Genomic DNA, 18522 nt, shown 5'->3' on the forward strand with positions numbered 1-18522 from the left:
CCTCAGCGCGGGATCAGCAGGGCGGCGTTGGACTCCTCGGCGCAACGGCGCACCGCGTCGGCGGGGCTCTCGCGGCCGAGCAGCACGGCGACGATGGCCTGGCCCAGGGCACGGGATATGCGGGGATAGGCCGGGTGCACGGGACGTACGCGTGCCGAGGTGACCGCCTCGGTGAACACGGAGAGGCCGGGCGTACGGGTGGAGTGTTCACGCCAGGCCGGGCGGTCCTCGCTGCGGCGGCTGAGCGGCAGGCTGCCCGCCTCGACGTCCCAGCGGCTGTCCTGGGCGGGCTGGGTCAGCCAGGTGACGAAGGCGCGCGCGGCCTCCACGCGGGCCCCGCCGTTGTCGAACAGCGTCCAGGTGTCGGGCCCGGAGATGGTGATGGGGCGGCGGCTGAAGCTGGGCAGGGGCACGACGTGGTAGTCGATCTCCGCCTGCTGGATGTCCGGAAGCTGCCAGGGGGCGGTCGGCACCATGGCCATCCGGCCGGAGAGGAAGACCTGGTACAGCTGCTCGCTGCCCGGCTTGGGATCGATGTACAGGCTCTTGTCGCGCACCAAGTCCTGGACGACCTCCAGGGCGCGTGCCCCCTGCTTCTCGAAGCCGATGCTCCGGCCGTCCTCGGCGATGACGTCACCGCCCAGGTCCCACACCAGCGGCCACAGCCGCCACACGGTGTCCTCGTCGCCGGTGCCCGGCCAGCCGGTGCCGAAGCGCCCTGCCGCCGCGTCGGTGAGGCGGCGCGCGGTGTCGGTGAACTCCCGCCAGGTCCAGCCCGCCTCGGGCAGGTCGACGCCGGCCTCGGCGAACACCTTCTTGTTGCAGACCACGGCCAGGGCGTCGAGGAGGGCGGGCACCGCGCGGACCCGCCCGTTGACGGTGACGGCGTCGCGGGCCGGCGCGTGGTAGTTGCGCCACGGCGTCGGCCCCCGCCGCACCTGCTCGGTCAGGTCGACCACCTGCGGGCTGCGGGCCACGCTCGCGAGGTCGGAGCCGAAGACGTAGGCGATGTCGGGGTAGGCGCCGGAGGCGAGCGCGGCGGTGATCTTCTGGAGCATGGCGTCGGCGAGCACACCGCCGCCCATGTCCACGCGGATGCCGGGGTGGGTGCGCTCGAACTCGGCGGCCAGGCTCTTGAGCACCTTGGCGGCGGTGTCGGTCTGGCCGTGCCACATCTGGATCGTGACCCGTCCGTCACTGCCGACCCCGTCGGCGGTGCCCGCCGCGCAGCCGGACAGGGCGCCGCCGGCCGCCGCGAGCGCACCGACGCCGCCGGCCCGCAGCACACCGCGCCGCGACAGCGGTCCTGGCGCTTCGGGAACTGCTGTCATCACTGCCTCCAGAGGGACGCGCGGCGGCGCCGGTCGGGTGGGCTCACGGGGAAGCGGGAGGGGAGAGGGCGCTCGCGCGCGGGGCGCGGGGTCCCGGCGGTGCGGGACCCCGCTGCCGGGTCAGCAGGTCCGGCGGAGGTGACCGCTCGCGCCCTCGGGCGCGACGCCGACGTCACGGCGGACGACGCTCAACCGGTCGCCCCAGCCCGCGCAGGCCTTCTCCAGGCCCTTGGCGGAGTACTCGACGACGAGCACGCGGTCACCGAACGCGTCCGCGTACATGTCGCACTCGTCCCACTCGCCGCACTCCTCGGCGACGGCGAAGTCGAGCCCGGTCTCCTCGCGGTCGACGGCGAGATCCGGCGTGTTCTTCTGCGCGATGGCCAGGCCCTTGTCGTGGGCGTGGGCGGAGAGCAGGGACACGAACGCCTTGGCCTGGCTCGCCTTCAGATGGTCGGGGAAGCGGGTGTAGGTGTCGTAGTTGTCCGGCTCGACGGCCTGGAAGCCCTTGTCGGCACAGGAGTCGATCCACCGGTTGACCTTGGCGGCGATCCGCTCGCGCTTGGCGGCGGTGCGGATGTCGAGGACCGCCTCGTCCCAGTCTTCGTCATGGACGACGTCACCGCTCGCGTCGCGCAGGAGCAGGTCGGCGTCCCACTCCCGCTCCGCGCCGGGCTGGGCCTGGAAGGCGTTGATGTAGCAGAGGTTGTACAGACCGCGGGCGGGGGTGGCGCCGAGGTCGCGGCTGACGATCCGCACACCCTGGGGCGGGGTGTAGGCGCCGCCTATCTGGTAGTCGAACCCGGCCCCGGGCGGCGGCAGTTCCACGGCGGAGGGACCGGCCGCCGCGGAGGACGGGACGAACAGGCAGAGCGCGGCGGTGGCCGAGAGGGCCGCGGCCGCCGTCGTACCCCTGCGCACAGCACGATTGAGGCTCATCGATGAGCTCCAGCGGTGGAGGGCACGTCCCCGCCTCGGAACCCCGGGAAGGGGCCCTGGCGACTCAGTCCGGGCTCATGGCCGAGGCCAACTACCGGCTGGGCGTACCTCTGCGCCGAGTGCTCGGCACCGGCGTTGCCAGGGAGTAAATCGAGCGCGTTCAGCCATGTCAAGAGATCGGTTTTGACCGAACGGCCGTCAATACGCTCAGGGGCACGCGCGACCGCTGCCCGAACCAGGAGCGAAACCGCTCGTCACGGCTATGCTCGACGCGTGCTCAAAAGCGACCGCCATGTGCGGATACTCGACCACGTCGCCGCGCAGGGCAGCGCCGACGTGACGCAGCTTTCGCGGCTGCTCGGCGTCTCACAGGCCACCGTCCGGCGCGATCTGCGGCACCTGAGCGAGCAGCGGCTGCTCGACCGCACGCACGGCGGCGCGCTCGCGGGCGGGCTGAGCATCGAGCTGCCGCTCCAGCACCGCGCCGACCAGCGCTCCCCGCAGAAGCGGGCCATCGCCCGCGCCGCCGCGGCCCTCGTGCCCGACGGGGCGGTGGTCGGTCTCACCGGCGGCACGACCACCACGGAAGTGGCCCGTCTCCTCGCCGACCGCGGCCCCGTCACGATCGTCACCAACGCCGTCAACATCGCGGCGAGCCTGGTGCTCCGCCCCTCCGTCACCCTCATCGTGATCGGCGGCACCGCCCGCAGCCAGAGCTACGAACTCGTCGGCCCCATCGCCGAGAAGACCCTCGCCGACCACCACACCGACATCGCCTTCCTCGGCGTGGACGGCATCAGCGCCGCCCACGGCTGCACCACGCACGACCAGCTGGAGGCCGCCACCGACCGCGCCTTCGCACTGCACAGCGGCAGGACCGTCGTGGTCGCCGACCACTCCAAGATCGGCAGGACCACCTTCGCCAAGATCTGCCCGACGGCGGACGTGCACACCCTCATCACCGACCCCGAAGCCCCCACGGCGGAGCTGTCGGCGATCGGCGACGCCGGGGTGCGGGTCACCGTGGCCGGCTGAGGCTCAGCCGAGGCGGCGCGGCAGCCGGACGACCTGCACGAAGAAGTCGTCGATCTGGCGTACCGCGGCGATGAACTGATCCAGGTCGACCGGCTTGGTGACGTACGCGTTCGCGTGCAGTTTGTAGCTGCGCAGGATGTCCTCCTCCGCGGCCGACGTGGTCAGCACCACCACTGGGATGTCGGTCAGCTCCGCGTCGGACTTGATCTGCTCCAGGACCTGCCGACCGTCGTACTTGGGCAGGTTGAGGTCGAGCAGGATGAGGTCGGGGCGCGGGGCCCCGGTGTGCTCGCCGCGCCGGTAGAGGAAGTCGAGGGCCTCCTCGCCGTCCCTGACGACGTGCAGCGTGTTGCCGATCTTGTTGTCCTCGAACGCCTCGCGCGTCATCAGCTCGTCGCCCGGGTCGTCCTCCACGAGCAGCACGTCGACCGGGGTGGCATCGGGGGTGGTCATGTCAGGGCCTTCTCCTCGGTACGGGGCGCGGTGCCGTCCGCGGTGTCGACGCGGCACGGCAGAGTGAAGCAGAAACGCGTGCCTTCGGTGTAACCGGTGTCGATCCAAATGCGGCCGCCGTGGTGCTCGACGATCTTCTTGCAGAGCGCGAGGCCGATGCCCGTGCCCCCGTAGGAGTCACGGCCGTGCAGCCGCTGGAAGATCACGAAGACCTTCTCCGTGAACTCCTCCGCGATGCCGATGCCATTGTCGGTGACGCTCACGTTCCAGACGCCGGCGGCCTCGTCCTCCTCGCAGGAGATCCGGATGTGCGGCGCGCGGTCGGCGTGGCGGAACTTGACGGCGTTGCCCACCAGGTTCTGCCAGAGCATCGTGAGCAGCGTCGGATCGCCGACGATCTCGGGCAGCGCGTCGGGACGCTCGACGAGCGCGTCGGTGTCCCGTACGGCGGTCTCCAGGTTGGCCAGCGCCTTGTCGAGGGCCTGGTCGAGTTCGACGGGCACGCGGGCGTCGTTGTGGCGCCCCACGCGGGAGAACGTGAGCAGGTCGTTGATGAGGACCTGCATGCGCTTGGCGCCGTCCACGGCGAAGTCGATGTACTGCTTGCCGCGGTCGTCGAGCTTGTCGGCGTACCGCTTCTCCAGGAGCTGGCAGAAGGAGGCGACCTTGCGCAGCGGCTCCTGCAGATCGTGGGACGCGACGTAGGCGAACTGCTCCAGTTCGGTGTTGGAGCGGCGCAGCTCCACCGCCTGGGCGTCCAGATCCGCCGTCTGACGCGTCAGGGCGTCCTGCTGGCTGCGGGAGGCGCCGAGCTCGTCCACGATGCGCAGCCGCATGCCCTCGACGTCCTTGGCCACCGCTCTGAGATCCGTGGGCCCGTCCACCGTGATCACGTGGTCGAACTCGCCGCGCGCCACCCGGCGCGAGGATTCGCGCAGCGCCTTGAGGGGCCGGGCGACCAGCATCCGCACCAGGACCGCCAGGGCGATGCCCGCCAGCAGGAAGGCCGCCACCATGCCGCTCAGCACGACCGTGCGGACCGTCCGGGCGTGGGCCAGCTCGTCCTTGCCGTCGGCGACGGCCGCGGCGAGGTCGGCGTTCTGCGTCGCCCACACCTTGCGGATGCGGTCGAAGACCTCCTTGCCGCGCGCGGCGGTCGTCGCGTCGACGGTGCGCGGTTCGCCGGGGCTGACGTCGGCGAGCAGCGGCTCGGCGTAGGCGCGCCGCCATGACGCGGCCTGCCGCTGCACCGCGTCGAGGTCCGCGGCCAGCCGGGGCTGGTCCCCGATGAGTTCGCGCAGCCGGGCCGCGGCACGGGCCTCGTCCCGCTTGCCCTGCGTGTACGGGGAGAGGAACTGGCGGTCGGCGGCGATCGCGTAGCCGCGGACGCCGGTCTCCTGGTTCACCAGGGCGGCCTGCAGCCGGTACGCCTCGGTCCTGGCCGGCTGCACCTGGCCGACGAGCCGGTCACTCACGTCGGCGGTCTGCCCCAGGAGCCGCGCGCCGATGACGGTGCCCACCACCACCAGCAGCGCCATCAACGCCAGGACCAGATGGAACCAGCCCTGCACCGTCAGCCGGCGGCCGATCCGCACCCGGCCCTTCGTCACGCCCACGCCTTGCTTCTCCGATGCTGCTCTCGTCACGGCTCTCGCGCCCCAGTCCCTCCGATGTGTCACGGGCCCCGGTCCACGCCCGCCTCAGCCGTCTTCCCCGATTCCGTCGACACCCCACTGCAGATGTACGACGGCCACGTCGTCGGCCAGGCCGCCCTGGCTGTCCGCGAGGTCCTCGGCCCGCTGGATCAGCGTATCGACGAAGATCTCGGGGGCGAGGCCGGCCATCTCGCGCGCGAGACCGAGCAGCCCCTCCTCGCCGAGGCGCGCCCGGCCCTTGCCGACGTGGCCCTCGAAGAGCCCGTCGGTGAAGAGCACCAGCGCCGACCCCGGGGGCAGCGGGACCTCCTCGACCGGCCAGCGGAGCACCCCCGGCACGACGCCCAGGGCGGGGCCGCCCGCCGTCTCCACCCACTCCACCCTGCCGTCCCCGGTGCGGAGCAGCATCCCGGGGTGGCCCGCGCGCATCAGCCGCACGTGCCGCGCCCCGGCGGGGACGGTCAGGCTGGTCAGCGTGGCGAAGACATAGGGCTGGGCCCGCTCGGCCAGCATGATCTCTTCGAGCCGCCCGATCTGCTCCGGTCCCGTGACGCCGCTGAGCACCAGCGTGCGCCAGGCAATGCGCAGCGCCACGCCGAGGGCCGCTTCGTCGGGGCCGTGCCCCGAGACGTCGCCTATCAGCGCGTGCACGCTGCCGTCGGCGCTCTGCACGATGTCGTAGAAGTCACCGCCGAGCAGTGCCTGGGCGCGGCCGGGCCGGTAGCGGGCCACGACGCCCACGTTCTCGCTGCTGAGCAGCGGGCGGGGGAGCAGGCCCCGCTCGAGGCGGGCGTTCTCCTGTGCCTGCATCTGGCTGGCCTGCAACGCCACCGCGGCCTGCTCGGCCTGCTTGCGCTGGATCGCGTAACGCACCGCCCGGCCGAAGAGCTCCGGCTCGACGCGGCCCTTGACCAGGTAGTCCTGTGCGCCGGCGGCCACGGCGGCGAGGCCGGTCTCCTCCTCGGCGAGGCCGGTGAGGACGACGACCGCGACCCGGTCGGCACGGGACTTGACCATGGACACGGCTTCGAGCCCCTGGGCGTCCGGCAGGTGAAGGTCGAGCAGGACGCAGTCGGGCGTCTCCAAGGCCAGCGCCTCGCGCGCCTCCGCCATGGAGCGGACCCACTGCAGACGCATTTTCAGCGCGCTGTCGGCCACCAGCTCCTCGACGAGGAGGGCGTCGCCCGCGTCGTCCTCGATGAGCAGCACCGACGGCTGCGGCCACTGCTGGACCGCCGTGGCGGCGTCACCCGTGACGGGGGCGCTCGCACCGATGTCACCAGCGGCGACGTCGCCCGCGGCGGTCGCGAGGACGCCGGAAGTCCATGGCTGTGACGCCGCCGCCATGCTCTCGCCTTTCCCGTCAGGTAGCCCGCCCCGGCCGAACGACCAAGACCTTCGGAACAGCGTGAGCTTACCTAAACGGACCGGCCGATGGTCGCCGGATCTTCGCATGATGTGCACCGTACATACCGAAGAGGCGTGGCGGTGAGGCACATGTCACTGGTTTATGCCCCGGGTGTCAGGCCGCGGCGGAGCCCACCGCGTCGAGCCGGGCGACCTCCTCGTCCGTCAGCCGCAGTGTGCCGGCCGCCACATTGTCGGCGAGGTGATCGGGGTCGCCGGTCCCGGGGATGGGCAGGACGTGCGGTCCTTGCGCGAGGAGCCACGCCACGCGCACCCGCGCGGACGAGACGCCGTGCGCCCGGGCCACGGTGCTGACCTCCTCGTGCTCGGCCCGCACGGCCCCGGCCTCGCGGCCCTCGCCGGCGATGGAGAAGTACGGGACGAACGCGATGCCCCGGTCCGCGCACAGCCGGGGCAGGTCGGCCGCGCAGGGCGTTCCGATGCCGTGGCGGTTCTGGACGCACACCACGGGCGCGATGGCCCGGGCCTCGTCCAGGTGTTCCGGGCGGACGTTGGAGAGGCCGAGGTGACGGACGAGCCCCGCGTCGCGCAGGTCGGCCAGGGCGCCGAAGTGCTCGCCGATGGAGTCCTGGCTCATGCGGCGCAGGTTGACCAGGTCGAGGTGGTCGCGGCCGAGCTGGCGCAGGTTCTCCTCCACCTGGCCGCGGAGTTGGTCGGGCCGCGCCGAGGCGGCCCATGCGCCGGAGGCGTCTCTGGCCGGGCCCACCTTGGTGGCGATGACGAGATCGTCCGCGTACGGCGCGAGCGCCGAGTTGATCAGCTCGTTGGCCGAGCGCAGCCGGGAGAAGTAGAAGGCCGCGGTGTCGATGTGGTTCACGCCGAGCTCCATCGCGCGGCGCAGCACGGCGATCGCCCGACCGCGATCGCTCGGCGTGCCCTGGTGGAAGGCGGCGCTGCCGGTCAGCCGCATGGCTCCGAGGCCGATCCGGTTGACCGTGAGATCCCCGAGCGACCAGGTGCCCGCCGCTGCCGCGGGACTCGCGAGTGACGTCATCGTTTTCCTCGGCTCCATCGGTGCGGGCGGACAGGCGGACGAGCCTATAGGCGTACGGTCCTACGGACGTACGGGCATACGGCTCCGCATGGCTGTGGCGGTGGACCGCCGGAAGCCGGTCCACCGCCACAGCCTGAGCCGCCGAACCGGGCCTACTCGTGGGCGCTGATCACGCCGCCCGCGCTGAGCACGATGTAGATGCCGTTGGCCACGAGGCCGGCGTCCTGCTCGTCCGCCTCCAGCGTGCCCATCACGGAGCCGTCGAGGCCCAGGATCTCCGCGCGGTAGTGCAGGTCGCCGACCTGGGTGACCTTGGCGGTCCAGCCGCCCGCCAGCTCGAACGTGCCCGGTCCGCTCTGGCCGCCGCCCATCCACGAGTGGACCTTGCCGTCCAGGGTGAGCACGACGAACATGTCGTTGGCGTCCAGCCCGGCGTCCTTGCCGTTCGCGTCCAGCGTGGCCAGTACGTCACCATGGCTGACGATCTCGGCACGGTAGTGCTGGGCGCCGACCTTGCGGATCTCGGCCGTGCTGCCGTCCGCCAGGGTCTGCTTGCGGACGGGTGAGGTCGTCTTGGCCGAGGCGACCTGGACCTCGGTCGCGGAACGGCCGCCACCGGTCTCGGCGGTGCTCCGCGCGTCGCCCGTGTCTACGAGGCGGGCGGTGGAGCCGGAGCCGGCGTTCCCCGAACCGGAGGCGGCGTCGGCGCCCGCGCTCTGGCAGGCGGTCATCGAGAGCACCGCGGCGGCGGCGACGGCCACCAGGGTGGCGGAACGGACGGAACGGCGAGCGCGACGAGTGGTCATCATCGGTAATCCCCCAGGGCATCGGTGCGCGGCTTCTCCCTCTGCCCTCACGGGCGGCGGACCGCGTCTTCGGTTCGTTGCACCCCGTCAGATGGCCGCTGTGCGAGCCTCGTTCACCGTTTTGTGTCCGCCTTTGGTAACAGCCGGTTCCGGGGTGACAGCGGGGCCCGGGCGCCGGTCGGGGCCAAGGCCTCCGCGCGGCCCGTCATGTGCGGGCACGGCGCTCCGCCCGGCGGGAAGGCGGTCTCCGTCTCGTCCGCCATGGCGGCGAAGAAGCGTCGCCCTTCCGCCGACTGCCGTGACGTCGACCAGGTGTGACCCTCGGCCGTGGCGAGCGCCGTGTGCAGGGCGTGGCGGCCGAGGCCCTGGCCCTGCCAGTGCGTGGCGACGGCGACACTGTCGATGTAGCCGCATCCGCACGGGTGGCAGACCCGGAAGACCAGGCTGCCGACGCACCGGCCGCAGGCGTCGAGCATGGTGAGGGTCTGCCGGCCGGCGGGCTGCGCCTCCGCGTCGTGCGCGAAACGCACGTCGGGCGCCCTGGCGGGTCCGCTCATTCGGCACGTCCCTTCCGTACGCGGCCCTGGCTGAGGGCGGTCGCGTCCTGTGTGAAGGCCCACTTCAGCTCAGGCTCCATGGCGAAGCGGAAGGCGCGCCGGACCGGCGGGGCGCACAGGAGGGTGATCACCGCGCCGGCGGCCGGCGTGAGGGCCATCTCGCCCAGCGGTCGGTGTACCCAGTCGGCCTCGAACCAGTCCCAGAAGCGGGAGCCCTTGGCGAGGAAGCCGTGCAGCAGATAGCCGTAGAGCGTGCCCGCGCCGAGCACCGTGAACCAGAGCTTCCGCCCGGCACCCAGGCCAGGAAGCAGGCGACGAGGACCAGTGAGCGGCCGAACCTCGCCGGCGTCGTGACGCCGCCCGTCCAGCCGGGCGCGGCCAGCTCCTGTGCGCTGTCGCGCCGGTAGAACCACGCCGCGTTCATCCGCGGCGCGGCCCAGTAGGCGAAGGCCGGCGCCGCCGCGAGGACCGGCAGCGCCAGGACGCGGGCCTTGCTGCGGCGCACCAGCTGGAAGTGCGCCGGCTTCAACACCAGGCCGAGGACGAAGAAGGGCAGGAACGGAAGGACACGCTGGAGATCGAGGTCGTCCCCGATGGCGGGGGACGCGGACGCCAGGACCGCGAGGGCCAGCGCCAGGGGGAGCGGCCACCGCACCGCCTTCCACAGCGGGGTCGTCAGTCGCCGGACGAAGAGCGCGGCCAGGAACCAGGTGAGGTACCAGGGGTCGAGCAGGCTGATCGGGTACGTGGGGTCGCCGCCCGCCCACCGCTCGAAGAGGGTGTACGCGGCCTCGAAGAGGACGTAGGGCACGGCGATGCCGGTCACCAGCCGTCTGAGGCGCGCCGGGCTCGCGTCGAAGCCGCGGGAGAAGTAGCCGGAGATGACGAGGAACGCCGGCATGTGGAAGGCGTAGACGGTGATGTAGAGCGCGGCTGCGGCCCTGCTGTCGCTGCGCAGCGGATCCTCGGCGTGGCCCATGGCCACCAAGGACGATGGCCAGGTACTTGGCGTTGTCGAAGTGCGCGTCGCCCGGCTCGGCGGGCCGCGCCGTCGTCCGGCCGTCCGCAGCGGCCTCGCCGCCCGGAGCCGCCGCGCGCCCGGACGCCGCCGGCGCGGGCGGCAGGGACGCCGGGCGGCGGCCGGACGACTGTGTCGCGTCACTCACGATGCCTCCCGCGGTGCACCCGGACCTCCGAGGGCGCGCCTGCCTCCGGACACGGACTCCGCGCCGCCGCAGTGCGTCCGGGCACCCTAGCCACACTTCTACATGCGCGTAAAACTTCGCTGGTGGTGCGTCCGAGTGTGCCGGGCTTGTGGGGCGCGACGCCTTCGGAGGCGGCGCGCGCAGGGAAGCGGCGGGCACGGGACGGGCCGGGCGTCTCGCGCCGGGCGGTGCCGGGTCCGCCCCCGGTCGATGGTGCTGGGCGCTTCGCTTACGGCGGTCCGGGGTTGCCCTGCGTACGGCGGGTCGGGGCGCCCAGCGGCCGGAGTGGCGCCGCTGGGCGACGGGCGGCGCGGTCGCGTTACGGGGCGGCCGGTGCCGGGCCCACCAGCTCCGACAGGACGTCCTCCATGGTCACGAAGCCGAGCACGGTGCCCGTCTCGCCGGTGACCGCCGCGAGGTGGCTGTCCATGGCCCGCAGCGTGGTGAGCGTGTCGTCCAGCGGGGTGTCGATGCGCACCCGGGTGACGGCGTGCGGCGTGGAGGGCGGGAACGGCGCGTCGCGGTCGGCGACCCCGAGGGTGTCCTTGATGTGCAGATAACCGAGGAGTGTGCCCCGCGGTCCGGTCACCGGGAACCGCGAGAAGCCCGCCGCGGCCGCCACCTGCTCCAGGCCCGCCGGGGTCACGGTGTGCTCGACGGTGCGCATCCGGGCCGCGGGGACCAGTATCTCGCCGACCGGCCGCGTCCCCAGCTCCAGGGCGTCACGCAACCGCTCCCCGTCCGCGGCCGAGAGCAGCCCCGCCTCGCTGGAGTCGAACACCATCCGGGCGAGCTGGTCGTCGGTGAAGACGGACTCGACCTCGTCCTTCGGCTCCACCCGCAACAGCTTCAGCAGGGTGTTGGCGAAGGCGTTGATCCCGAACACCAGCGGGCGGAGGGCGCGGGTGAGGGCCACCAGGGGAGGACCGAGCAGCAGCGCGGTCCGCACCGGCGCGGCGAGCGCGATGTTCTTGGGGATCATCTCGCCGATCAGCATGTGCAGATACGTGGCCACGGCCAAGGCGATGACGAACGCGATCGGATGGACGAGTCCCTGCGGCACGTGTGCGGCCTCGAACAGGGGCTCCATCAGATGGGCGATGGCGGGCTCCGCGACCGCGCCGAGCACCAACGAGGAGACCGTGATGCCGAGTTGGGCGGTGGCCATCATCGCGGAGATGTGCTCGATGCCCCAGAGCGTGGTGCGGGCACGGCGGTCGCCCTCGGCGGCACGCGGCTCGACCTGGCTCCGGCGCACGGAGATCAGCGCGAACTCCGCGCCCACGAAGAAGGCGTTGGTCAGCAGGGTCAGCGCTCCGACGACGAGTTGCACGGTGGTCATCGGGAACCCTCCATCGACGGATCGGCCGACGGTCCGGCCGACGGATCGGCGGCCACGGCCGGTTCGGCGATGCGCACCCGGCTCGCGCGGTGGTGCTCGACCGCGAGGACCTCAAGACGCCAGCCGTCGTCGAGGCTGACGGTGTCGCCCGGCGCGGGTATGCGGGCCAGCCTGGTGGCGAGCAGTCCCGCCACTGTTTCGTACGGCCCCTCGGGCGCCCGCAGGCCTATGCCGTCCAGTTGGTCGATGCGGACGCCGCCGTCCGCCTCCCAGGTGGCGCGCCCCTGCCGGGGCACGGCGGCGAGCAGCAGGTCGGGCGCCGCCACCGGGTCGTGCTCGTCGCGGACCTCGCCCACGACCTCCTCGACGATGTCCTCCACGGTGGCGACCCCGGCGGTGCCGCCGTACTCGTCGATGATCACCGCCATGGTGCGGGCGGCGCGCAACCGCTCCAGGAGGCGGTCGGCGGTGAGGCTGTCGGGGATGAAGATGGGCTCGGTGGCCAGGTCGGTGACCGGCGTGCCCGCCCGCTTCGCGGGGTCCAGGGCGAGGACGTCGCGGATGTGGACCGTGCCGATGACCTCGTCCAGGCTGTCGCGGTAGACGGGGAAGCGGGAGAGGCCCGTCGCGTGTGTGAGGTCGGCCGCGTCGGCGGCCGTGGCGTGCGTCTCCAGCGCGCGCACGTCGACCCGCGGCGTCATCACGTTCTCCGCGGTCAGCTCGCCCAGGTGCAGCGTGCGGACGAACAGTTCGGCGGAGTCGGCCTCCAGGGCGCCCTCGGCGGCGGACCGCCGGGCCAGCGCCACGAGCTCCTCGGGGCCGCGCGCGGAGGCCAGTTCCTCGGCGGGCTCCAGGCCGAGGCGGCGCACGGCGCGGTTCGCGGTGTCGTTCAGATGCCGGATGAGGGGCGCGAAGGCGGCGGTGAAGCCCCGCTGCGGTCCGGCCACCACCTTCGCCACGGCCAGCGGGCGCGATATCGCCCAGTTCTTCGGGACCAGCTCACCGACGACCATCAGGACGACGGTGGAGATCACCACCCCGAGGACGCTCGCCACCGAGGAGGCGGCGCCGCCGAGCCCGCCGCTCTCCAACGGACCGCGCAGCAGCGCGGCGAGGGACGGCTCGGCGAGCATGCCGATGACCAGTGAGGTGACGGTGATGCCGAGCTGCGCCCCGGACAGCTGGAACGTGAGGCGTCGCACGGCGCGCAGGGCGCCCCCGGCGCCCCGCTCCCCGGCCTCGGCGGCCCGCTCAAGGGCGCCGCGCTCCACCGTGGTCAGGGAGAACTCGGCGGCCACGAACAGGGCGCAGGCCAGGGTGAGGAGCAGGGCGAGGAGCAGAAGCAGCAACTCGGTCATCGCGCCGCCTCCGTACCCTCGCGGGCGGGGCGCCGGCGGGGGTTGGCACGGCTGGTACTGGGAGGCTCACCCATTGCGGGTCGTGATCCTTCTCGGTCGGTGTGCGGACGGTTCTCGGCCGGTGTTCCGGTCGAGCCCGGGCGGTCCCGGGCCGGGACTGTTTTCGGACTTTCGCGCCGCGGCCACGGGCTTGCGGCCATGAGCCGTGACGCAGGCTCTATGCTTCTACGCGCTTGTAGAAGGCTACTTGCACGTGAAGAACGTGAGGGTGCCCGCCGGTGTTCCCGGTCTCCGCGACGTTTTTCCGGAGTCCGGCGCGGCACGTGGCGCCCGCACGTCACGAACAGCACACGTACCTGCGTACGCGCGGGGACACGCACATAAGGGGTGGACGCCACCATGGTGTTCAAACGACTGCTCGGCTCGCTCGGCGTGGGCGGACCCACCGTCGACACCGTTCTCGACCCGGGCGCCGCCCTGCCCGGCTCCACGCTGACCGGGCAGGTCCATCTCAAGGGCGGCAGCACCGACCACACCATCGAGCACATCACGCTCGAACTGGTCGCCCGGGTGGAGGCCGAGCACGAGCACGGCGAGAGCGAGGGCGTCGCGGTCTTCGAGCGGTTGACCGTCGGCGGCGGCTTCCGGCTCGCCGAGGGCGAGGAGCGCGGTGTGCCCTTCACGGTGGCGCTGCCGTGGGAGACGCCGATCACCGAACTGCACGGCCAGGGCCTCGGCATCGTGCTCGGTGTGCGCACCGAGCTGTCGGTCGCGGGCGCCAGGGACAAGGGTGACCTCGACCCGCTCGCGGTGCGCCCGCTGCCGGTCCAGGAGGCGATCCTCGAGGCGTTCGGCCAGACGGGCTTCGGGTTCAAGTCGGCCGACCTGGAGTACGGCCGCATCGGCGGCACCGGCCAGCAACTCCCGTTCTACCAGGAGATCGAGCTCACCCCGGCCCCGCAGTACGCGCACGCCGTCAACGAGATCGAGGTGACCTTCCTCGCCCACCCGGGCGGCATGGAGGTCGTCCTGGAGGCGGACAAGCGCGGCGGTTTCCTGTCCGCCGGACACGACGCGGTGACCCGCTTCACCGTCGGCCACGACGGTGTCGCCCACCAGGACTGGAACGCCCTCGTCGACGGCTGGGTCGGGCAACTGGTCGAACACCGCGCCTCGTACGGCGCGCAGGCCCCGTACGCGCACGGTGACCCGTACGGCTCCGGGTACGGGCACGGCCATGGGCACGGCGATCACCACCACGGGCAGGGGGGCGGGCAGCGCTCGGGTCCGGGCATGGGCACCGTGGTGGCGGCGGGCGCCGCCGGTCTCGCGGTCGGTGTGGTCGGCGGCATGGTCGCGGCCGAGGTCGTCGACGAGGTGGGCGACTTCTTCGAGGGCGACGAGGAGGAGGACGAGGGCTGACCGCCCCGCCGGGGCGGCACTGAGTCACCCCGCCGGGTGGCGTCGATCCACCCCGCCGGGTGGCGCTGAGCCGCCCCGGTGGCCGGAAGTTCACGCGCGCCGCCGCTCTACAGTGCTGTAGATTCACCGTGGGTCCGCGGAGGGCGGTGGGCCCGCGCATCGCCCGTAGCCGCAGCATTTCCGCAACGTCCGCGCCGGACACGGCACGGGCCGAGTAGCAGACAGGGACCGCAGTGTTCGGACTGAGCGAAATCGCGATCATCCTCATCGTCGTCATCCTCGTGTTCGGCGCCAAGAAGCTCCCAGAACTGGCCCGGTCGGCGGGCAAGTCGGCGCGCATCCTCAAGGCCGAGGCCAAGGCCATGCGGGAGGAGAAGGAGCGGGAGGAGGCCCGGAGGGCGGCGGCGCAGCCGCCCCAGGTCCTCCACGGGGAGGTCGTCCCGCCGGACGCCGTTCCGCCGACCGTGCGGCAGGCGCGTACGCAGGACACGGACACATCGTCCCAGCGGCGCGTCTGACCTCCCGCCCGCCACAGCGGCGGATCGGAAACCCCGGAACCCTCGCCCGCAGCAGCGGCGGATCGGAATCCCCGGAAACCCCGTCCGCCACAGCAGCGGATCGGAAACCCCGCCCGCCGCACGGGCATCGGCCCCGGCGTTTCGGCCACCCCCCGGCCGGGCGCCGGGGCCCGCGTGCCAAGGGTGGATGTATGACCCCGTGAAGCCCGGCCCGGGAATGCCGGTCGTACGGCTCCGTCTCAAACACGTGTGTTCGAAAAAGCGGCTCACCTCGTTGTCCTCACGACGACCGTGAGTCCGCAACCACCGTGTAGGAGGCAGGCAGTTGACCTCAGCCGGCGCCACGAGCGCAAGCACCACCGGTCCGCCCGCACCGCCGCTCCCGGCGCAGATGAACTTCTGCGGCCGGCACTCCGTCAACCCGCTGGGCAACACCTCGTTCCGGGACCTCTGCTCGCGGCTGCCCGCCGTACTCGCGGGTGTCGCCCGCATGGCGTGGAAGGCCGACCGCGCGTCCGTCGTCCTGCTCGTGGCCTGCCAGCTCGTCACGGGTGTCGTCGCGGCCGTGCTGCTCACGGGAACCGCGCACGCCATGCAGGCGGTCCTCGGCGCCGGCGCCGTGTCGCACCGTCTGCGCGAGGCGCTTCCCGCGCTGCTGGTGGTCGCGGGCGCGGCGTCGCTGGGGCGGGTGAGCTCCGCGCTCGCCCAGTACGGGGAGCGGCGGCTGACGCCACCGGTCACCACGGACGCCGACACCGCCCTGGTCGAGGGAGTGCTCCGCGTCGAGGCGGACGCCTACGCGGGTGAGGGCTTCGCCGACCGCCAGGAGGCCGCGGAGATGGGCGTCGCCCGTACGCACGTCATGATCACCGACGCGCAGCGGTTCATGTCGGCCCTGATCAAGATGGTCACGGCGTGCGGTGTGCTGTCCGTACTGCACTGGATGATGCTGCCGCTGCTGGCCCTCGCGGTCCTGCCCTCGGGCATCGGAGCCGTCCTGATGGCCCGGGTCGACTACGAGATCCACTACGCCAACGTGTCCGACCGCAACGTGCGGCAGATGACGCGCTGGTGGGCCACGACACCGAAGTACACCGACGAGGTCCGCGCCAACAGCATGACCGACTACCTGCTGTTCTGGTACCGGTGCCTGTCCGAGCGGATCGACCGGCGCACCGTCGAAGCGGCCCCCCGCACCCTGCGCATCCACCTCGGCGCCTCCCTCATCGGCGGCGTCTTCCTGGTCGGCACCTGGGCGGGGCTCGCCTGGCTGGCCGGCACGGGGCGCGTCCCGCCGGCCGTGGCCGCCACCGCCGTGGTCGCCGTGCAGACGGCGCTGGCCGCGCTCTCCCAGGTCGTCATGAACGGCGCAGCCTGCTTCCACACCAGCCTGTACCTGGCCGACATGCGGACGTTCCTCATCGACACCGACGCGCGCGCCTCCCGCCGGGGCGGCGCGGAGATCGAGCCCCCCGTCGAGGAGATCCGCCTCGACGACGTCACCTTCCGCTATCCGGGCAAGGACCGCCCTGCCGTGGACGGTGTCTCGCTGACGCTGCGCCGCGGGGAGATCCTCGCCGTCGTCGGCGAGAACGGCTCGGGCAAGTCCACGCTCACCCGGCTGCTCACCGGCGTCTACCTCGCCGACAAGGGCCGCGTCACGTGGAACGGCTCCGACCTCGCGGGGGTGGACCCGGCCTCCGTGTGGTCGTGCGCGGGACTGGTGCCGCAGATCTTCGCCCAGTGGCCGCTGCGCGCCCGCGAGAACGTCACCCTCGGCCAGCCGAGGACCCATGACGACGCGCCGGTGTGGGACGCCGTGGGCGCGGTCGGCATGCGCGCGGCGATCGAGAAACTGCCGGACGGCCTCGACACCCTGCTGGCCCGTGAGATCTGGGGCGGAGCGGAGCTCTCCGGCGGCCAGTGGCAGCGCCTCGCCTGCTCACGGGCGCTCTACCGGCAACCGGAGCTGCTGATCCTGGACGAACCCACCTCCCAGATGGACCCGCGCGGTGAGCACCGGATCTTCGAGGAGATCAAACGCATCGCCGCGGACCGGGTCACCGTCATCGTCACCCATCAGCTGGAGAACACCCGGGTCGCCGACCGCGTCATCGTGATGGAGGAGGGCCGCATCACCGAACAGGGGCGCTACGAGGATCTCGCCGCCGGGGGCGGGCTCTTCGCCGAGCTGCTGAAGTTGGCCAAGGCGAGGTGACACGTTCAGCCGGCCCGGTCCATGACGCCACGGGCAGGGCGGTCGGCCGCGGCCCGCCGGTCGCCGCGGCGGGCGGAGAGCCGGGTGGCCGGCCAGGTGAGGGCACGTGTCGCGCACCAGGCGAGCGGCAGGGAGCCGACCAACAGGCCGAGGTCGGCCGCCGCGTGGGGGAGGCGGGCCAGTCCGAGGTGGTCGATGAGCACGGAACCGGTGACCGTGCTGAGCCAGCCCACCACGACCCCCGTCGAGAGCGCCACACTGACCGGCACCGCGCCGAGTCCCGCCGGGCCGAGGTCGAGGTCCGCGTCGAAGTCGTCCGCCGCGAGGGCGCCGACCAGGACGAGCAGCCAGAAGCCGACGGCCACCACCAGGGCGGAGGTGAAGAGAACGGCGGGGAACCCCGAGGCGGCCCGCAGAATCTCCTGCATCGGTCACCCCCTGCCCGCGTCGGCGGCTCAGGCCCCGATGCCGGACAGCGCTTCCGCTCTCCGGCATCGGGACCAGGCCCCCCGTTCCTGCCGGACCCATTCTGGCCCGGGAGGCCCGTGCGGGGCATTGCCGGATTCCGGCAGTCTTGACGCGTTCTTGATGCCGGGATGGCGTCATGTCGAGCGGTGGCGCGGCGTCGTCCCGGCACCCGTGGGCGGTCGCAACTCGCCCGTGGTGTGGTGGCGCCTCGCCCGTGGGGCCGTGGGGCCGTGGTGCCGTGGTGCGAGTGACGTGACCGGAGTGCGCGGGCTGCCATGATCTTCCGTATGGCCATACACATCGAGCCCGCCCGTATCGCCGACTTCCACCAGGTCCTGGCCGACCATCCCCGCTACTGGGGTGACCGCGACCTCCGGTCGCTGCACGTGGTGGCTCTGGTGCAGGAGTTCGGACCCACCTGCCTGGTCGCCCGCGCCGCTGACGGCATCCGCGGGTACGTGTTCGGGTTCGTCACCCCGGACGGCACCGGTTATGCGCATCTGATCGCCACGCGGGACGACACCCGCGGCTCCGGTCTGGGACGCAGGTTGTACGCGGCGTTCGCCGCGGCGGCCGTGCGGCACGGGGCGCGGCGGATGAAGGCCGTCACCTCCGTCGCGAACGCCGGCTCGATCGCCTTCCACCGCGGTCTCGGCTTCGCCGTGGAGGTCGTCGACGACTACAACGGCCCGGACCGCCCCATGGCCGTCTTCCGCCACGAGCGGCCGGTCGACCTCACCGAGGGGTGACCTGGCCGCGAGGTGACCTCACCGAGGGGTGGCCCCGGTGGGGC

At 72.6% G+C, this 18522-nt stretch carries 16 protein-coding genes and 1 pseudogene; 5 read left to right on the forward strand and 12 right to left on the reverse strand.

The window, feature by feature from the left end; genetic code table 11:
• Positions 1–2 precede the first annotated feature (2 nt).
• A complete protein-coding gene (locus tag DCW30_RS16830) occupies positions 3–1331 on the reverse strand; it encodes an ABC transporter substrate-binding protein (protein ID WP_076687622.1) in 1329 nt (442 codons plus the stop codon).
• A 120-nt stretch (positions 1332–1451) separates the two neighbouring features.
• On the reverse strand, positions 1452–2270 hold the full coding sequence (locus DCW30_RS16835; protein WP_076687623.1) for an endo alpha-1,4 polygalactosaminidase: 819 nt from the start codon (positions 2268–2270) through the stop codon (positions 1452–1454).
• A gap of 273 nt (positions 2271–2543) precedes the next feature.
• Here DCW30_RS16835 and DCW30_RS16840 point away from each other — a divergent pair, with 273 nt between their 5' ends.
• Positions 2544–3305, forward strand: coding sequence for a DeoR/GlpR family DNA-binding transcription regulator (locus tag DCW30_RS16840; RefSeq protein WP_076687624.1), 762 nt, complete (start codon positions 2544–2546; stop codon positions 3303–3305).
• 3 nt (positions 3306–3308) lie between these two features.
• On the opposite strand, the gene DCW30_RS16845 is transcribed toward DCW30_RS16840, so the two are convergent.
• From DCW30_RS16845 to DCW30_RS16885, 9 genes and pseudogenes are all read right to left on the reverse strand, one after another.
• Positions 3309–3758, reverse strand: a complete 450-nt coding sequence (locus DCW30_RS16845) for a response regulator (protein ID WP_062768946.1) — start codon at positions 3756–3758, stop codon at positions 3309–3311.
• Positions 3755–5296: a sensor histidine kinase gene (locus DCW30_RS16850; RefSeq protein ID WP_205576688.1), complete on the reverse strand. Its 1542-nt coding sequence runs from the start codon at positions 5294–5296 to the stop codon at positions 3755–3757. Before DCW30_RS16850 ends, DCW30_RS16845 begins: the two co-directional genes overlap by 4 nt.
• A gap of 162 nt (positions 5297–5458) precedes the next feature.
• A complete protein-coding gene (locus DCW30_RS16855; protein WP_079250242.1) occupies positions 5459–6760 on the reverse strand; it encodes a PP2C family protein-serine/threonine phosphatase in 1302 nt (433 codons plus the stop codon).
• 175 nt (positions 6761–6935) lie between these two features.
• Positions 6936–7835, reverse strand: coding sequence for an aldo/keto reductase (locus tag DCW30_RS16860; protein WP_076687625.1), 900 nt, complete (start codon positions 7833–7835; stop codon positions 6936–6938).
• A gap of 152 nt (positions 7836–7987) precedes the next feature.
• Positions 7988–8641: a hypothetical protein gene (locus DCW30_RS16865; RefSeq protein WP_076689688.1), complete on the reverse strand. Its 654-nt coding sequence runs from the start codon at positions 8639–8641 to the stop codon at positions 7988–7990.
• A gap of 113 nt (positions 8642–8754) precedes the next feature.
• Positions 8755–9198 carry a GNAT family N-acetyltransferase gene (locus DCW30_RS16870; protein WP_076687626.1) on the reverse strand — a complete coding sequence of 148 codons (444 nt, stop codon included), beginning with the start codon at positions 9196–9198 and terminating at the stop codon, positions 8755–8757.
• Positions 9195–10364 (reverse strand): annotated as a pseudogene (locus tag DCW30_RS16875) (acyltransferase family protein). The gene DCW30_RS16870 and the pseudogene DCW30_RS16875 overlap by 4 nt, the downstream one beginning before the upstream one ends.
• A 358-nt stretch (positions 10365–10722) precedes the next feature.
• Positions 10723–11745 (reverse strand): hemolysin family protein, encoded by a 1023-nt coding sequence (locus DCW30_RS16880; RefSeq protein ID WP_076687627.1) that lies wholly within the window; start codon positions 11743–11745, stop codon positions 10723–10725.
• Positions 11742–13103 carry a hemolysin family protein gene (locus DCW30_RS16885; protein WP_076687628.1) on the reverse strand — a complete coding sequence of 454 codons (1362 nt, stop codon included), beginning with the start codon at positions 13101–13103 and terminating at the stop codon, positions 11742–11744. The genes DCW30_RS16880 and DCW30_RS16885 overlap by 4 nt, the downstream gene beginning before the upstream one ends.
• A gap of 399 nt (positions 13104–13502) precedes the next feature.
• Here DCW30_RS16885 and DCW30_RS16890 point away from each other — a divergent pair, with 399 nt between their 5' ends.
• The 3 genes from DCW30_RS16890 to DCW30_RS16900 all read left to right on the forward strand — a co-directional run bounded on the left by DCW30_RS16890 (position 13503) and on the right by DCW30_RS16900 (position 17261).
• Positions 13503–14525 carry a sporulation protein gene (locus tag DCW30_RS16890; RefSeq protein ID WP_076689690.1) on the forward strand — a complete coding sequence of 341 codons (1023 nt, stop codon included), beginning with the start codon at positions 13503–13505 and terminating at the stop codon, positions 14523–14525.
• Between the two features lie 233 nt (positions 14526–14758).
• Complete coding sequence (gene tatA / locus DCW30_RS16895; protein WP_076687629.1) at positions 14759–15043, forward strand: Sec-independent protein translocase subunit TatA; 285 nt, start codon at positions 14759–14761, stop codon at positions 15041–15043.
• A 391-nt stretch (positions 15044–15434) separates the two neighbouring features.
• Entirely contained in the window at positions 15435–17261 is a 1827-nt protein-coding gene (locus DCW30_RS16900) for an ATP-binding cassette domain-containing protein (protein WP_103557680.1), read from the forward strand.
• A gap of 5 nt (positions 17262–17266) precedes the next feature.
• On the opposite strand, the gene DCW30_RS16905 is transcribed toward DCW30_RS16900, so the two are convergent.
• Entirely contained in the window at positions 17267–17689 is a 423-nt protein-coding gene (locus DCW30_RS16905) for a hypothetical protein (protein ID WP_076687631.1), read from the reverse strand.
• Between the two features lie 315 nt (positions 17690–18004).
• Here DCW30_RS16905 and DCW30_RS16910 point away from each other — a divergent pair, with 315 nt between their 5' ends.
• Positions 18005–18478, forward strand: coding sequence for a GNAT family N-acetyltransferase (locus DCW30_RS16910; protein ID WP_103557550.1), 474 nt, complete (start codon positions 18005–18007; stop codon positions 18476–18478).
• Positions 18479–18522 lie beyond the last annotated feature (44 nt).

It is taken from the genome of Streptomyces alfalfae (assembly GCF_004127445.1).
GTDB lineage: Bacteria > Actinomycetota > Actinomycetes > Streptomycetales > Streptomycetaceae > Streptomyces > Streptomyces alfalfae.

Excerpts from the sequence above, each read along its gene's own strand:
- DCW30_RS16910 (WP_103557550.1), top strand. The coding sequence starts at position 18,005 with ATGATCTTCCGTATGGCCATACACATCGAGCCCGCCCGTATCGCCGAC.
- DCW30_RS16890 (WP_076689690.1), top strand. The coding sequence starts at position 13,503 with ATGGTGTTCAAACGACTGCTCGGCTCGCTCGGCGTGGGCGGACCCACC.
- DCW30_RS16835 (WP_076687623.1), bottom strand. The coding sequence starts at position 2,270 with ATGAGCCTCAATCGTGCTGTGCGCAGGGGTACGACGGCGGCCGCGGCC.
- DCW30_RS16865 (WP_076689688.1), bottom strand. The coding sequence starts at position 8,641 with ATGACCACTCGTCGCGCTCGCCGTTCCGTCCGTTCCGCCACCCTGGTG.
- DCW30_RS16855 (WP_079250242.1), bottom strand. The coding sequence starts at position 6,760 with ATGGCGGCGGCGTCACAGCCATGGACTTCCGGCGTCCTCGCGACCGCC.
- DCW30_RS16860 (WP_076687625.1), bottom strand. The coding sequence starts at position 7,835 with ATGACGTCACTCGCGAGTCCCGCGGCAGCGGCGGGCACCTGGTCGCTC.
- DCW30_RS16880 (WP_076687627.1), bottom strand. The coding sequence starts at position 11,745 with ATGACCACCGTGCAACTCGTCGTCGGAGCGCTGACCCTGCTGACCAAC.
- DCW30_RS16900 (WP_103557680.1), top strand. The coding sequence starts at position 15,435 with ATGAACTTCTGCGGCCGGCACTCCGTCAACCCGCTGGGCAACACCTCG.
- DCW30_RS16905 (WP_076687631.1), bottom strand. The coding sequence starts at position 17,689 with ATGCAGGAGATTCTGCGGGCCGCCTCGGGGTTCCCCGCCGTTCTCTTC.
- DCW30_RS16845 (WP_062768946.1), bottom strand. The coding sequence starts at position 3,758 with ATGACCACCCCCGATGCCACCCCGGTCGACGTGCTGCTCGTGGAGGAC.
- DCW30_RS16850 (WP_205576688.1), bottom strand. The coding sequence starts at position 5,296 with ATGGCGCTGCTGGTGGTGGTGGGCACCGTCATCGGCGCGCGGCTCCTG.
- DCW30_RS16885 (WP_076687628.1), bottom strand. The coding sequence starts at position 13,103 with ATGACCGAGTTGCTGCTTCTGCTCCTCGCCCTGCTCCTCACCCTGGCC.
- DCW30_RS16870 (WP_076687626.1), bottom strand. The coding sequence starts at position 9,198 with ATGAGCGGACCCGCCAGGGCGCCCGACGTGCGTTTCGCGCACGACGCG.
- DCW30_RS16830 (WP_076687622.1), bottom strand. The coding sequence starts at position 1,331 with ATGACAGCAGTTCCCGAAGCGCCAGGACCGCTGTCGCGGCGCGGTGTG.